Source organism: Streptomyces sp. NPDC091649 (genome assembly GCF_044756785.1).
Taxonomy (GTDB): domain Bacteria; phylum Actinomycetota; class Actinomycetes; order Streptomycetales; family Streptomycetaceae; genus Streptomyces.
Map to the genome: position 1 here is coordinate 1,096,346 of NZ_JBIVTR010000001.1, position 12,458 is coordinate 1,108,803.

General features: G+C 65.7%; 23 protein-coding genes. All 23 read right to left on the reverse strand.

All coding sequences use genetic code 11. From position 1 onward, the window contains the following. Positions 1-5 precede the first annotated feature (5 nt). Positions 6-227, reverse strand: a complete 222-nt coding sequence (gene infA, locus ACIQMU_RS04770; protein WP_003956442.1) for a translation initiation factor IF-1 — start codon at positions 225-227, stop codon at positions 6-8. A gap of 175 nt (positions 228-402) precedes the next feature. After that, positions 403-1,239, reverse strand: coding sequence for a type I methionyl aminopeptidase (map, locus tag ACIQMU_RS04775; RefSeq protein ID WP_352240239.1), 837 nt, complete (start codon positions 1,237-1,239; stop codon positions 403-405). A 132-nt stretch (positions 1,240-1,371) separates the two neighbouring features. Continuing rightward, positions 1,372-2,031, reverse strand: a complete 660-nt coding sequence (locus ACIQMU_RS04780; RefSeq protein ID WP_352240238.1) for an adenylate kinase — start codon at positions 2,029-2,031, stop codon at positions 1,372-1,374. After that, a complete protein-coding gene (secY, locus tag ACIQMU_RS04785) occupies positions 2,031-3,344 on the reverse strand; it encodes a preprotein translocase subunit SecY (protein WP_352240237.1) in 1,314 nt (437 codons plus the stop codon). The genes ACIQMU_RS04780 and secY overlap by 1 nt, the downstream gene beginning before the upstream one ends. A 380-nt stretch (positions 3,345-3,724) precedes the next feature. After that, the gene (rplO, locus tag ACIQMU_RS04790; RefSeq protein WP_003966942.1) at positions 3,725-4,180 is read right to left on the reverse strand and encodes a 50S ribosomal protein L15; all 456 of its coding nucleotides are present in this window, start codon (positions 4,178-4,180) and stop codon (positions 3,725-3,727) included. A gap of 1 nt (position 4,181) precedes the next feature. Next, the gene (gene rpmD, locus ACIQMU_RS04795) at positions 4,182-4,364 is read right to left on the reverse strand and encodes a 50S ribosomal protein L30 (protein ID WP_003966943.1); all 183 of its coding nucleotides are present in this window, start codon (positions 4,362-4,364) and stop codon (positions 4,182-4,184) included. Continuing rightward, a complete protein-coding gene (gene rpsE, locus ACIQMU_RS04800; protein WP_030084329.1) occupies positions 4,364-4,966 on the reverse strand; it encodes a 30S ribosomal protein S5 in 603 nt (200 codons plus the stop codon). Before rpsE ends, rpmD begins: the two co-directional genes overlap by 1 nt. 47 nt (positions 4,967-5,013) lie before the next feature. After that, a complete protein-coding gene (gene rplR / locus ACIQMU_RS04805) occupies positions 5,014-5,397 on the reverse strand; it encodes a 50S ribosomal protein L18 (protein ID WP_015610732.1) in 384 nt (127 codons plus the stop codon). A gap of 2 nt (positions 5,398-5,399) precedes the next feature. Beyond that, positions 5,400-5,939 (reverse strand): 50S ribosomal protein L6, encoded by a 540-nt coding sequence (rplF, locus tag ACIQMU_RS04810; protein WP_352240235.1) that lies wholly within the window; start codon positions 5,937-5,939, stop codon positions 5,400-5,402. A 21-nt stretch (positions 5,940-5,960) separates the two neighbouring features. Continuing rightward, complete coding sequence (gene rpsH, locus ACIQMU_RS04815; protein ID WP_007446728.1) at positions 5,961-6,359, reverse strand: 30S ribosomal protein S8; 399 nt, start codon at positions 6,357-6,359, stop codon at positions 5,961-5,963. 224 nt (positions 6,360-6,583) lie between these two features. Continuing rightward, entirely contained in the window at positions 6,584-6,769 is a 186-nt protein-coding gene (locus ACIQMU_RS04820) for a type Z 30S ribosomal protein S14 (RefSeq protein WP_003948630.1), read from the reverse strand. A gap of 2 nt (positions 6,770-6,771) precedes the next feature. Then, the gene (gene rplE / locus ACIQMU_RS04825) at positions 6,772-7,329 is read right to left on the reverse strand and encodes a 50S ribosomal protein L5 (RefSeq protein ID WP_003966948.1); all 558 of its coding nucleotides are present in this window, start codon (positions 7,327-7,329) and stop codon (positions 6,772-6,774) included. Further along, complete coding sequence (rplX, locus tag ACIQMU_RS04830; RefSeq protein WP_007446729.1) at positions 7,329-7,652, reverse strand: 50S ribosomal protein L24; 324 nt, start codon at positions 7,650-7,652, stop codon at positions 7,329-7,331. The genes rplE and rplX overlap by 1 nt, the downstream gene beginning before the upstream one ends. A 2-nt stretch (positions 7,653-7,654) precedes the next feature. After that, on the reverse strand, positions 7,655-8,023 hold the full coding sequence (gene rplN / locus ACIQMU_RS04835; protein ID WP_003966950.1) for a 50S ribosomal protein L14: 369 nt from the start codon (positions 8,021-8,023) through the stop codon (positions 7,655-7,657). Positions 8,024-8,130: 107 nt separating this feature from the next. Then, positions 8,131-8,439, reverse strand: coding sequence for a 30S ribosomal protein S17 (gene rpsQ, locus ACIQMU_RS04840; RefSeq protein WP_352240234.1), 309 nt, complete (start codon positions 8,437-8,439; stop codon positions 8,131-8,133). Beyond that, complete coding sequence (rpmC, locus tag ACIQMU_RS04845; RefSeq protein WP_003966952.1) at positions 8,439-8,663, reverse strand: 50S ribosomal protein L29; 225 nt, start codon at positions 8,661-8,663, stop codon at positions 8,439-8,441. The genes rpsQ and rpmC overlap by 1 nt, the downstream gene beginning before the upstream one ends. Continuing rightward, a complete protein-coding gene (gene rplP / locus ACIQMU_RS04850; RefSeq protein ID WP_003966953.1) occupies positions 8,663-9,082 on the reverse strand; it encodes a 50S ribosomal protein L16 in 420 nt (139 codons plus the stop codon). Before rplP ends, rpmC begins: the two co-directional genes overlap by 1 nt. A 5-nt stretch (positions 9,083-9,087) precedes the next feature. Next, entirely contained in the window at positions 9,088-9,924 is an 837-nt protein-coding gene (rpsC, locus tag ACIQMU_RS04855) for a 30S ribosomal protein S3 (protein WP_007446736.1), read from the reverse strand. Then, positions 9,924-10,271, reverse strand: coding sequence for a 50S ribosomal protein L22 (gene rplV / locus ACIQMU_RS04860; protein ID WP_004571827.1), 348 nt, complete (start codon positions 10,269-10,271; stop codon positions 9,924-9,926). The genes rpsC and rplV overlap by 1 nt, the downstream gene beginning before the upstream one ends. A gap of 42 nt (positions 10,272-10,313) precedes the next feature. Further along, entirely contained in the window at positions 10,314-10,595 is a 282-nt protein-coding gene (rpsS, locus tag ACIQMU_RS04865) for a 30S ribosomal protein S19 (protein ID WP_103509564.1), read from the reverse strand. A 12-nt stretch (positions 10,596-10,607) separates the two neighbouring features. Beyond that, complete coding sequence (rplB, locus tag ACIQMU_RS04870) at positions 10,608-11,444, reverse strand: 50S ribosomal protein L2 (RefSeq protein WP_097866722.1); 837 nt, start codon at positions 11,442-11,444, stop codon at positions 10,608-10,610. A 39-nt stretch (positions 11,445-11,483) separates the two neighbouring features. Continuing rightward, positions 11,484-11,807, reverse strand: coding sequence for a 50S ribosomal protein L23 (rplW, locus tag ACIQMU_RS04875; protein ID WP_007446738.1), 324 nt, complete (start codon positions 11,805-11,807; stop codon positions 11,484-11,486). Next, positions 11,807-12,457 carry a 50S ribosomal protein L4 gene (rplD, locus tag ACIQMU_RS04880; protein ID WP_030561902.1) on the reverse strand — a complete coding sequence of 217 codons (651 nt, stop codon included), beginning with the start codon at positions 12,455-12,457 and terminating at the stop codon, positions 11,807-11,809. The genes rplW and rplD overlap by 1 nt, the downstream gene beginning before the upstream one ends. Position 12,458 lies beyond the last annotated feature (1 nt).

Genomic DNA, 12,458 nt, shown 5'->3' on the forward strand with positions numbered 1-12,458 from the left:
AAGATCTACTTGTAGCGGTAGACGATCCGGCCACGCGTCAGGTCGTACGGAGAGAGCTCCACCACGACCCTGTCATCCGGGAGGATGCGGATGTAGTGCATCCGCATCTTGCCGCTGATGTGCGCCAGGACCTTGTGACCGTTCTGGAGCTCCACCTTGAACATTGCGTTCGGGAGGGACTCGATCACGGTGCCCTCAATCTCGATGGCACCTTGCTTCTTGGCCACGCTTCGCCTTTCGAATCGGCTACCTTGATCGGCTCTCTTGCTTTTCGGTGTGCTGATATGCGGGCACACTGATGCACGAGAGCCGACGAGTCAGTCTACGTCAGCGGACTCCAAAAGACGAATCCGTCAAGTTTGCCCAGCCGGGGTGATCCTTAGACCTCCCCGAGGGGTCCCATCACCCGAGAGGGTCGGGAGCCGCTTCCACGCCGTACTCCGCGAGCTTCGCCCTGCCGCAGTCCGGGGCGGTCAGGACCAGCGGTCCCTGCTCCGTCAGCGCGATGGAGTGCTCCCAGTGCGAGGACCAGGTGCCGTCCGTCGTGATGACCGTCCAGTCGTCGCTCAGGGTCTCCGTCCGTGCCGTGCCGAGGGAGACCATGGGCTCGATCGCCAGGCAGACGCCCGGGACCAGCTTGATGCCCTTGCCGCGCTTACGGGAGACGTAGTTCAGCAGGTGCGGGTCCATGTGCATCTCGGTGCCGATGCCGTGGCCGCCGAAGTCCTCGATGATCCCGTACTTCCCGGTCGCCGGGCGGGGCTGGCGGCGGATGTAGGACTCGATCGCCCGGGAGATGTCGACGAGGCGGTTGTTCACCTTCATCGCGGCGATCCCGGCCCACATCGACTCCTCGGTCACCCGGGACAGCTCGACCAGCTCCGGAGCGTGACCGGTGCCCACGAAGGCCGTGTACGCGGCGTCGCCGTGCCAGCCGTCGATGATCGCGCCGGCGTCGATCGAGATGATGTCGCCGTCCTTGAGGACCGTCTTCTCGTCCGGGATGCCGTGGACGACGACCTCGTTGACCGAGGTGCAGATGGTCGCGGGGAAGCCGCCGTACCCGAGGAAGTTCGACTTCGCGCCGTGGTCGGCGATCACCTTGCGGGCGACCTGGTCCAGGTCCCGCGTGGTGGCGCCGGGCACGGCGGCCTCACGGGTGGCGGCGTGCATGGCTGCGACCACCAGGCCCGCCTCGCGCATCTTCGCGATCTGCTCGGGGGTCTTGATCTGCACCATTGCTCGGCGCCTCTCTGCATCGACGGTGGCGGGTACGGCTCGGCGTGTTCAACGATACGGGCGCAAGCAGTCGGCCGCGGCGCCCAGAGGCGCCGCGGCCGGCTTGCACAACGAAGTGGTACGGGGCGACGCTCAGCCCTTGTCGGAGGACTTCAGCGCCTCCATGGCGCGGGCGGTCACGTCAGCCACCTCACCCAGTGCGGAGATGGTCACCACCAGGCCCTGGGCCCGGTAGTAGTCGATGATCGGCTCGGTCTGCGTGTGGTAGACCTCCAGCCGCGTGCGGACCGTGTCCTCACTGTCGTCGTGCCGCTGGTACAGCTCGCCGCCGCAGACGTCGCAGACGCCCTCGGCCTTCGGCGGGCTGTACGTCACGTGGAAGACGTGGGCGCTGTCCAGACGGCAGACGCGGCGACCCGCGATCCGCTTCACGACCTCTTCCTCGGGGACCTCCAGATCGAGGACCGCGTCAAGCTTCACGCCCTCGTCCTTGAGCATCACGTCAAGGGCTTCGGCCTGGCCCACATTCCGCGGGAAGCCGTCCAGCAGGAAGCCGCCCACGGCGTCCGACTGGGCCATGCGGTCCTTGGCCATCCCGATGGTGACTTCGTCCGGCACCAGCTGTCCCGCGTCGATGTAGGCGCGGGCCTGCTTGCCAAGGTCGGTGCCCTGGCTCATGTTGGCGCGGAAGAGGTCGCCCGTGGAGATGTGCGGAATCGACAGGTTTTGGGCAAGGTACGCAGCCTGCGTTCCCTTGCCGGCACCCGGAGGCCCGACGAGGACGATTCGCATCAGCGGAGGAACCCTTCGTAATTGCGCTGCTGGAGCTGACTCTCGATCTGCTTCACGGTTTCCAGACCCACACCCACGATGATGAGGATGCTCGTCCCGCCGAACGGGAAGTTCTGGTTAGCACCGCCGAAGCCTGCCAACGCCATCGTCGGCACCAGAGCGATCAGGCCCAGATACAGCGAGCCCGGCCAAGTGATCCTGTTGAGCACGTAGCTCAGGTACTCGGCAGTAGGTCGGCCTGCCCGGATACCCGGGATGAAGCCACCATACTTCTTCATGTTGTCGGCGACTTCGTCGGGGTTGAACGAAATGGCCACGTAGAAGAAGGCGAAGAACACGATCAGGACGAAGTACGTCGCGATGTAGTACGGGTGCGTACCGTCCACGAAGTAGTCCTGGATCCAGGTCGCCCAGCCCGCGTTCGAGCCGGAGAACTGGACGATCAGCGCCGGGATGTAGAGCAGCGACGAGGCGAAGATGACCGGAATCACACCCGCCTGGTTCACCTTCAGCGGGATGTACGTGGACGTACCGCCGTAGGACCGGCGCCCGATCATGCGCTTCGCGTACTGCACCGGAATGCGGCGCTGGGCCTGCTCGACGAAGACGACGAGGCCGACCATCACGAAGCCGATGAGGATGACGGTGCCGAACTCGATCCAGCCGTCGGCCAGCTTGCCGCTCTCCTTGATGGCCCACAGGGCGCCGGGGAACGTGGCGGCGATCGAGATGAACATGAGGATCGACATGCCGTTGCCGATGCCGCGGTCGGTGATCAGCTCACCGAGCCACATGACGGCGGCCGTACCCGCCGTCATCGTGAGGACCATGATGATCGTGGTGAAGACCGACTTGTCCGGGACGATCTGACTGCCCACGGAGCAGTTCTGGAAGAGCGAACCGCTCCGGGCGGTCGCGACGAGGCCGGTGCCCTGGAGGATGGCGAGCGCGACCGTCAGATAACGCGTGTACTGCGTGATCTTGGCCGTGCCGGACTGCCCCTCCTTCTTCAGGGCTTCCAGGCGCGGGATCACGACGGTCAGCAGCTGGAGAATGATGCTCGCCGTGATGTACGGCATGATGCCGAGCGCGAAGATGGTGATCTGCAACAGGGCGCCACCGCTGAACATCTGCATCAGACCGAGGAGGCCACCCGAGTCGGCCTGGTCGATGCACTGCTGCACCTTCGCGTAGTCGACGCCGGGGGCCGGGACATGCGCCCCGAGCCGGTAGATCACGATGATGCCGAGCGTGAAGAGCAGCTTCTTGCGCAGGTCGGGCGTCTTGAACGCTCGGGCGAACGCGGTGAACACGGTGCCTCCTGCGACCCCCGCGCTATGCGTCAGAGGCGACGGGTCTGGATGGGACTGGATGGGATCGGATACAAGGCAGCCCTACATCGTAAGGAGGCCACAAAAGATTAACGGCGCCACCCTACCCGGCCGGGGACTGAGCGGGAAACACGCGCCGCACACCGGTGCACCACCCGCCTCCCGGCTCGCGCCGTGAAAGACCGGCCAAGCCACACCATTTGGGACGTGAAGGGCCCTCAGTTCCCCCACCGCCGGTGCGGTGGACACCCGTTCAACCTTTCCCGAGCCTTTACGGTTCCCGTACAGCGGCACAAACACAGAAAAGCCTGGCCGGCCGCCTCCGAGGAGACGGCCGGCCAGGCTCAGTTCTGTCCCGCGGCTCAGACGAGCTCGGTGACCGTACCGCCGGCGGCGGTGATCTTCTCCTTGGCGGAGCCGGAGACGGCGTCAACCGAAACCTGCAGCGCCACGGAGATCTCGCCCTGTCCGAGGACCTTGACGAGGTGGTTGTTGCGCACAGCGCCCTTGGCGACCAGGTCGGCCACCGTGACCTCTCCACCCTCGGGGTAGAGCGTCGCGAGCTTGTCCAGGTTCACGACCTGGTACTCCGTGCGGAACGGGTTCTTGAAGCCCTTGAGCTTCGGGAGACGCATGTGGAGGGGCATCTGGCCACCCTCGAAGCGCTCCGGAACCTGGTAACGAGCCTTCGTACCCTTGGTACCACGGCCTGCGGTCTTACCCTTGGACGCCTCACCACGACCCACACGGGTCTTGGCGGTCTTGGCGCCCGGGGCAGGCCGGAGGTTGTGGGCCTTCAGCGGGCTGTTCTCCGCCATGTCAGTCAACCTCCTCAACCGTCACGAGGTGGCGGACGGTGTGAACCATTCCGCGGAACTCGGGGCGGTCCTCCTTGACAACCGAGTCGTTCAGGCGCTTGAGCCCGAGCGAACGCAGGGTGTCGCGGTGGTTCTGCTTGCTGCCGATGTACGACTTCGTCTGCGTGATCTTGAGGCGAGCCATTACGCACCCGCTCCCGCACGTGCACGAAGCAGAGCCGCGGGGGCGACGTCCTCGAGGGGCAGACCGCGGCGGGCCGCGATCTCCTCGGGACGCTGCAGGCCCTGGAGGGCCGCCACGGTCGCGTGCACGATGTTGATCGCGTTGGACGAGCCAAGCGACTTCGACAGGATGTCGTGAACGCCGGCGCACTCGAGCACGGCACGCACCGGGCCACCGGCGATAACACCGGTACCGGGGGAAGCCGGCTTGAGCAGGACGACGCCCGCAGCCTTCTCGCCCGTGATCGGGTGAGGGATGGTGCCCTGGATGCGCGGGACCTTGAAGAAGTTCTTCTTGGCCTCTTCGACACCCTTGGCGATGGCCGCGGGAACTTCCTTGGCCTTGCCGTATCCGACACCGACGGTGCCGTCACCATCGCCCACCACGACCAGCGCGGTGAAGCTGAAGCGACGACCACCCTTCACAACCTTGGCGACGCGGTTGATCGCGACGACACGCTCGACGTACGCGGTCTTCTCGGCGGCAGCGCCACCGTCACGGCCCTTCCGGTCCCGCCGCTCGCCGCCACCGGCACCGCTTCCGCGGCGCTGGGGTCCAGCCATTGGATTTACCTCTCTCTGTTACGTCCGCTGTGCGTAGGAACCGGGGCTTAGAACTTCAGTCCGGCTTCACGGGCGGCGTCAGCCAGAGCGGCAATCCGCCCGGCGTACTGGTTACCACCGCGGTCAAACACGACGGCCTCGACGCCTGCGGCCTTGGCACGCTCGGCGACCAGGGCGCCGACCTGCTGGGCCTGGGCGCTCTTGTCACCCTCGCCACCACGGATCGAGGTGTCCAGGGTCGACGCCGACGCGAGCGTGTGGCCCGCGATGTCGTCGATGACCTGGGCCACGATGTGGCGGTTGGAACGCGTCACGACCAAGCGAGGACGCTCCGGCGAACCGGAGATGTGCTTGCGGACGCGGATGTGGCGGCGCTTGAGGGCGGCACGCTTGTATGCGTCGCCCTTGGCGATCTTCACACCGTATGCCATGGCTACTTACCAGCCTTTCCGACCTTGCGGCGGATGACCTCGCCCGCGTACTTGACGCCCTTGGCCTTGTACGGGTCGGGCTTCCGCAGCTTGCGGATGTTGGCGGCTACCTCGCCGACCTTCTGCTTGTCGATGCCCTCGACGCTGAGCTTCGTGGGCGACTCGACCTTGAAGGAGATGCCTTCCGGAGCCTCGATGAGGATCGGGTGGCTGTAGCCCAGGGCGAACTCCAGGTTGGAGCCCTTCGCCTGGACGCGGTAACCGACACCGCTGATCTCGAGCGCCTTGGTGTAACCCGTGGTCACGCCGGTGATCATGTTCGCCACCAGCGTGCGGGACAGGCCGTGGAGGGCCTTGTTCTGACGCTCGTCGTTCGGGCGGGAGACGTTGAGCACGCCGTCCTCACCCTTGGAGACCTCGATCGGCGCGGCAACGGTGTGCGTGAGGGAACCCTTGGGGCCCTTCACGGCGACCGTACGGCCATCGATGGTGACGTCCACACCGGCGGGAACCTGGATGGGGAGCTTGCCGATTCGCGACATGAGCTTTCCTTCCTTTCCCGACTACCAGACGTAGGCGAGGACTTCCCCACCTACGCCCTTCTTGCCTGCCTGCTGACCGGTCAGGAGGCCGTGGGACGTGGAGATGATCGCCACGCCCAGACCGCCGAGGACCTTCGGCAGGTTGGTGGACTTTGCGTATACACGCAGACCCGGCTTCGAGATGCGCTTGATGCCGGCGATCGAGCGCTCGCGGTTCGGGCCGAACTTCAGCTCGAGGACGAGGTTCTTGCCGACCTCGGCGTCCTCGACCTTCCAGCCGGTGATGAAGCCCTCCTGCTGGAGGATCTCCGCGATGTGCGACTTGATCTTGCTGTGCGGCATCGAGACATCGTCGTGATATGCCGAGTTCGCGTTACGCAGACGCGTGAGCATGTCTGCGATGGGATCAGTCATGGTCATGAGTTGGCCTTCGGCCTCTCTCGCCGGGGTTTCCTGTATGCGCCATCCCTCTCCCCACTCAGTGGCGGGACGGGTGCGGCGCGGGGACCTACGGCGTAGTAAGTCGGTCTTGGGCGGCAGGCGCCCAACCCTTCAAGCCTACGGCATGAAAGGACGGGCTCCTGCCGACCCAGATGCTTACCGAGAGTCTCCGGAACTTCCCTGTGCCCGAGGGCAGAGGGGAGTTACCAGGAGCTCTTGGTCACGCCCGGCAGCTCGCCACGGTGAGCCATCTCACGAAGGCACACGCGGCACAGGCCGAACTTGCGGTAGACGGAGTGGGGCCGGCCGCAGCGCTGGCAGCGGGTGTACCCGCGCACGCCGAACTTCGGCTTACGGGCGGCCTTAGCGATCAGAGCCTTCTTCGCCACGGTCAGTTCTCCTTGAACGGGAAGCCGAGGTGACGAAGGAGGGCACGACCCTCGTCGTCGTTGGTCGCCGTGGTGACCACGGTGATGTCCATGCCCCGGACCCGGTCGATCTTGTCCTGGTCGATCTCGTGGAACATGACCTGCTCCGTGAGACCGAAGGTGTAGTTGCCACGGCCGTCGAACTGCTTCGGCGACAGGCCACGGAAGTCACGGATACGCGGAAGCGCGAGCGACAGCGTACGGTCCAGGAACTCCCACATCCGGTCACCACGAAGGGTGACGTGGCAGCCGATCGGCTGGCCCTCGCGCAGCTTGAACTGCGCGATGGACTTGCGGGCCTTCGTGACGGCCGGCTTCTGGCCCGTGATCGTGGTGAGGTCCTTGACGGCACCGTCGATCAGCTTGGAGTCGCGGGCGGCGTCGCCCACACCCATGTTGACCACGATCTTGACCAGACCGGGAACCTGCATGACGTTCTCGTACGAGAACTCCTCACGCAGCTTGCCGGCGATTTCCTCGCGGTAGCGCGTCTTGAGACGCGGCGCAGTGGTGGCAGTCATCAGATGTCCTCACCGGTCCGCTTGGCAACGCGGATCTTGTTGCCCTCGTCGTCAAAGCGGTAGCCGACGCGGGTGACAACCTTGTTGCCGTCCTTCTCCACGACCAGCTGAACGTTGCTGATGTGGATCGGGGCCTCGGTGGTCACAATGCCACCCGTCTGCGAACCGCGAGCCGTCTGACCGGCCTTGGTGTGCTTCTTGACCCGGTTGACACCCTCGACGAGGACGCGGTCCTGAGCGGGGTAGGCCACGATGACCTTGCCCTGCTTGCCCTTGTCCTTACCGGTGATGACCTGAACCAGGTCGCCCTTCTTGATCTTCATGCTTACAGCACCTCCGGCGCGAGCGAGATGATCTTCATGAACTTCTTCTCGCGCAGCTCCCGGCCCACCGGGCCGAAGATGCGGGTGCCGCGGGGGTCGCCGTCGTTCTTCAGAATGACGGCGGCGTTCTCGTCGAAGCGGATGTACGAGCCATCCTGACGACGACGCTCCTTGACGGTGCGAACGATGACGGCCTTGACGACGTCACCCTTCTTCACGTTGCCACCGGGGATCGCGTCCTTGACGGTGGCGACGATGACGTCACCGATACCCGCGTAGCGGCGACCCGAGCCACCGAGAACACGAATGGTGAGAATTTCCTTCGCACCCGTGTTGTCGGCGACGCGCAGTCGCGACTCCTGCTGGATCACGTCTATCTCCTGATCGTCTGCCGGTTCCCGGCGGGTGCCTCTCCGTTACCGGGGAGGCACCCCACCGAGCCTGGCGGAACTGACCTGAGGGGAAAATCCCTCAGGAATTACTTGGCCTTCTCGAGGATCTCGACGATGCGCCAGCGCTTCGAGGCGGACAGCGGACGCGTCTCCATGATGATGACGCGGTCGCCGACGCCCGCAGCGTTCTGCTCGTCGTGGGCCTTGAGCTTGTTCGTACGGCGGATGACCTTGCCGTACAGCGCGTGCTTGACGCGGTCCTCGACAGCGACGACGACGGTCTTGTCCATCTTGTCGCTGACGACCAGACCCTCACGGGTCTTGCGGAAACCGCGGTCGCCCACGGCGGAGCCGCTCTTGTTGTCAGTCGTCTCAGTCACAGTCTTCTCGCTCATCAGGCGCTCTCCACCGTCTCGATGCCCAGCTCGCGCTCACGCATCAGGGTGTAGATCCGGGCGATGTCCTTACGGACGGACTTGAGCCGGCCGTGGTTCTCGAGCTGGCCCGTCGCCGCCTGGAAGCGGAGGTTGAACAGCTCTTCCTTGGCTTCGCGGAGCTTGTTGAGGAGCTCCTCGTCGCCCAGCTCGCGCAGCTCGGACGCCTTGGTACCGGCCGACATCACGACTCACCTGCCTCGCGCCGAACGATCCGGCACTTCATCGGAAGCTTGTGAGCAGCGCGGGTGAGCGCCTCACGAGCAATCTTCTCGTTCGGGTAGGACAGCTCGAACATCACCCGACCCGGCTTGACGTTCGCGATCCACCACTCGGGAGAACCCTTACCGGAACCCATGCGGGTCTCGGCGGGCTTCTTCGTCAGGGGACGGTCCGGGTAGATGTTGATCCAGACCTTGCCGCCACGCTTGATGTGACGGGTCATCGCGATACGAGCGGACTCGATCTGACGGTTCGTCACGTACGCCGGGGTCAGCGCCTGGATGCCGTACTCGCCGAACGCAACCTGCGTGCCACCCTTGGACATACCGCTGCGCTTCGGGTGGTGCTGCTTGCGGTGCTTGACCCTACGGGGGATCAGCATTTCGGTCAGGCCTCCGTTCCGGTGCTCTCAGCAGCCGGAGCAGCGGCGGCGGGAGCGTCGGCCTTGGGGGCCTCGGCTGCCGGCGACTGCTGCGGCTTACGGCCGCGACCGCCACGCTCGCCACCACGGCCACCGCGGCCGGCCGGGCGGTCAGCGCCGCCACGAGCCGGACGGTTGCCGGCGCGGGCCGCGGCGTTCTCGGCGCGAACCTCGGCGATGTTCTTGACGTCGCCCTTGTAGATCCAGACCTTCACGCCGATGCGGCCGAAGGTCGTCTTGGCCTCGAAGAAGCCGTAGTCGACGTTGGCCCGGAGGGTGTGCAGGGGCACGCGGCCCTCGCGGTAGAACTCCGAGCGGGACATCTCGGCGCCGCCGAGGCGACCGCCGCACTGGATCTTGATGCCCTTGGCGCCGGCCTTCATCGAGCTCTGCATGCTCTTGCGCATGGCACGACGGAAGGAGACGCGGGAGGAGAGCTGCTCGGCGACGGCCTGGGCCACCAGCTGAGCGTCCACCTCGGGGTTCTTGACCTCGAGGATGTTCAGCTGGACCTGCTTGCCGGTCAGCTTCTCCAGCTCGCCGCGGATGCGATCGGCCTCGGCGCCGCGGCGACCGATGACGATGCCCGGGCGGGCGGTGTGGATGTCAACGCGGACGCGGTCGCGGGTGCGCTCGATCTCGACCTTCGAGATGCCGGCCCGCTCCATGCCCTTCGTCATCATGCGACGAATGGCGACGTCTTCCTTGACGTAGTCCTTGTACAGCTTGTCGGCGTACCAGCGGGACTTGAAGTCCGTGGTGATGCCGAGCCGGAACCCGTGCGGGTTTACCTTCTGGCCCATTACCGGGTTCCTTCCTTGCTGCTGACGACCACGGTGATGTGGCTGGTCCGCTTACGGATCCGGTAGGCCCGGCCCTGAGCACGCGGACGGAACCGCTTCAGGGTCGGACCCTCGTCCACGTACGCCTCGCTGATGACCAGCGAAGAGGCGTCGGTGTGGTCGTAGTTGTGTGCAGCGTTGGCAATGGCGCTGTCCAGCACCTTGCCAACCGGCACGCTCGCGGCCTGCGGGGCGAAACGCAGGACCGCCTGAGCCTCCGTGGCATCCATGCCACGGATGAGGTCCACCACTCGGCGGGCCTTCATGGGCGTGACGCGGATGTACCGCGCCTGGGCCCTGGCTTCCATGGTTGTCCCTTCGGTGTAAGTCATAGTCGTTTCCACCCCGCGCTAGCGGCGCTTCGACTTCCGGTCGTCCTTGACGTGGCCGCGGAAGGTGCGAGTCGGCGAGAACTCGCCGAGCTTGTGGCCGACCATCGACTCGGTGACGAACACCGGGACGTGGATCTTGCCGTTGTGCACCGCGATGGTGTGACCCAGCATGGCCGGGACGATCATCGAGCGACGGGACCAGGTCTTGATGACGTTCTTGGTCCCCGCGTCGTTCTGTACGTCCACCTTCTTGATGAGGTGGCCGTCGACGAAGGGCCCCTTCTTGAGACTGCGCGGCATCTAAACCCGCTCCTAGCGCTTCTTGTTCGTCTTGCGGCGGCGGACGATGTACTTGTTGCTCGCCTTCTTGGGAGAACGAGTACGACCCTCCTTCTGACCCCACGGCGAGACCGGGTGACGACCACCGGAGGTCTTGCCTTCACCACCACCGTGCGGGTGGTCAACCGGGTTCATCGCGACACCGCGGACGGTCGGGCGCACGCCCTTCCAGCGCATACGGCCGGCCTTGCCCCAGTTGATGTTCGACTGCTCGGCGTTGCCGACCTCGCCGATCGTCGCGCGGCAGCGCGCGTCGACCAGGCGGATCTCACCCGACGGCATACGAAGGTGGGCCATGGTGCCCTCCTTCGCCAGCAGCTGCACGGAGGCACCCGCGGAACGGGCGAACTTCGCGCCGCCGCCGGGCCGCAGCTCGATGGCGTGGATGGTCGTACCGACCGGGATGTTGCGCAGCGCCAGGTTGTTGCCCGGCTTGATGTCGGCGCCCGGACCGTTCTCGACGCGGTCGCCCTGCGCCAGACCACGGGGAGCGACGATGTAACGCTTCTCGCCGTCCGCGTAGTGCAGCAGCGCGATGCGCGCGGTGCGGTTCGGGTCGTACTCGATGTGCGCGACCTTGGCCGGCACGCCGTCCTTGTCGTGACGACGGAAGTCGATCACGCGGTAGGCGCGCTTGTGGCCACCACCCTGGTGGCGAACGGTCACACGACCGGCGTTGTTACGGCCGCCCTTGCTGTGCAGAGGGCGGACCAGCGACTTCTCCGGCGTGGACCGCGTGATCTCGACAAAGTCGGCGACGCTGGAGCCACGACGGCCCGGGGTCGTCGGCTTGTACTTGCGGATACCCATTTCTCAGTCCTCGTCCGATTCCGGACGACTCGACCTCACTTAAGAGGTCGGGCCGCCGAAGATGTCGATACGGTCGCCCTCGGCGAGGGTCACGATGGCGCGCTTCGTGTCGGAGCGCTTGCCGAAGCCGGTCTTGGTGCGCTTGCGCTTACCCTGCCGGTTGATCGTGTTGACCCCGGTGACCTTGACCGAGAAGACCGCTTCCACGGCCTGCTTGATCTGGGTCTTGTTGGAGCCGGGCGCGACGATGAACGTGTACTTGTTCTCGTCGAGCAGCGCGTAGCTCTTCTCGGAGACCACGGGCTTGACGAGAACGTCACGCGGGTCCGAGTACGTCTTGCTGGTAACGGTCGCCTCGCTCATCAGGCGTCGCTCCCTTCGGTCTCAGCGGTCTGGGGGCCAGACACGAAGGACTCGAAAGCGGCCTGGGTGAAGACCACGTCGTCAGAGACGATCACGTCGTACGTGTTGAGCTGGCCCGGCTCCAGGATGTGCACCTGGGGCAGGTTGCGCGCGGACAGCCACGCGGCCTCGTCGGCGCGGTCGACGACCAGGAGCAGGTTCTGGCGCTCCGAGATCTTGCCGAGCAGCGTCTTGGCGGCCTTCGTGGAGGCGGCACCCTCGACCACGCCGGTGACGACGTGGATACGGGAGTGACGGGCCCGGTCCGAGAGGGCACCGCGCAGGGCGGCGGCCTTCATCTTCTTCGGGGTCCGCTGCGCGTAGTCACGCGGCTGCGGGCCGTGAACGACGCCACCGCCGGCGAACTGCGGGGCGCGGGTCGAACCCTGACGGGCGCGGCCGGTGCCCTTCTGGCGGTAAGGCTTCTTGCCACCACCGCGGACTTCACCGCGGCGCTTGGTCTTGTGCGTGCCCTGACGGGCAGCCGCCAGCTGAGCGACAACGACCTGGTGGATCAGCGGAACGCTGGTCTTGGCGTCGAAGATCTCCGCGGGGAGGTCGACGGTACCGGCCTTGTCGCCTGCCGGCGAAAGGATGTCAATGGTGCTCATT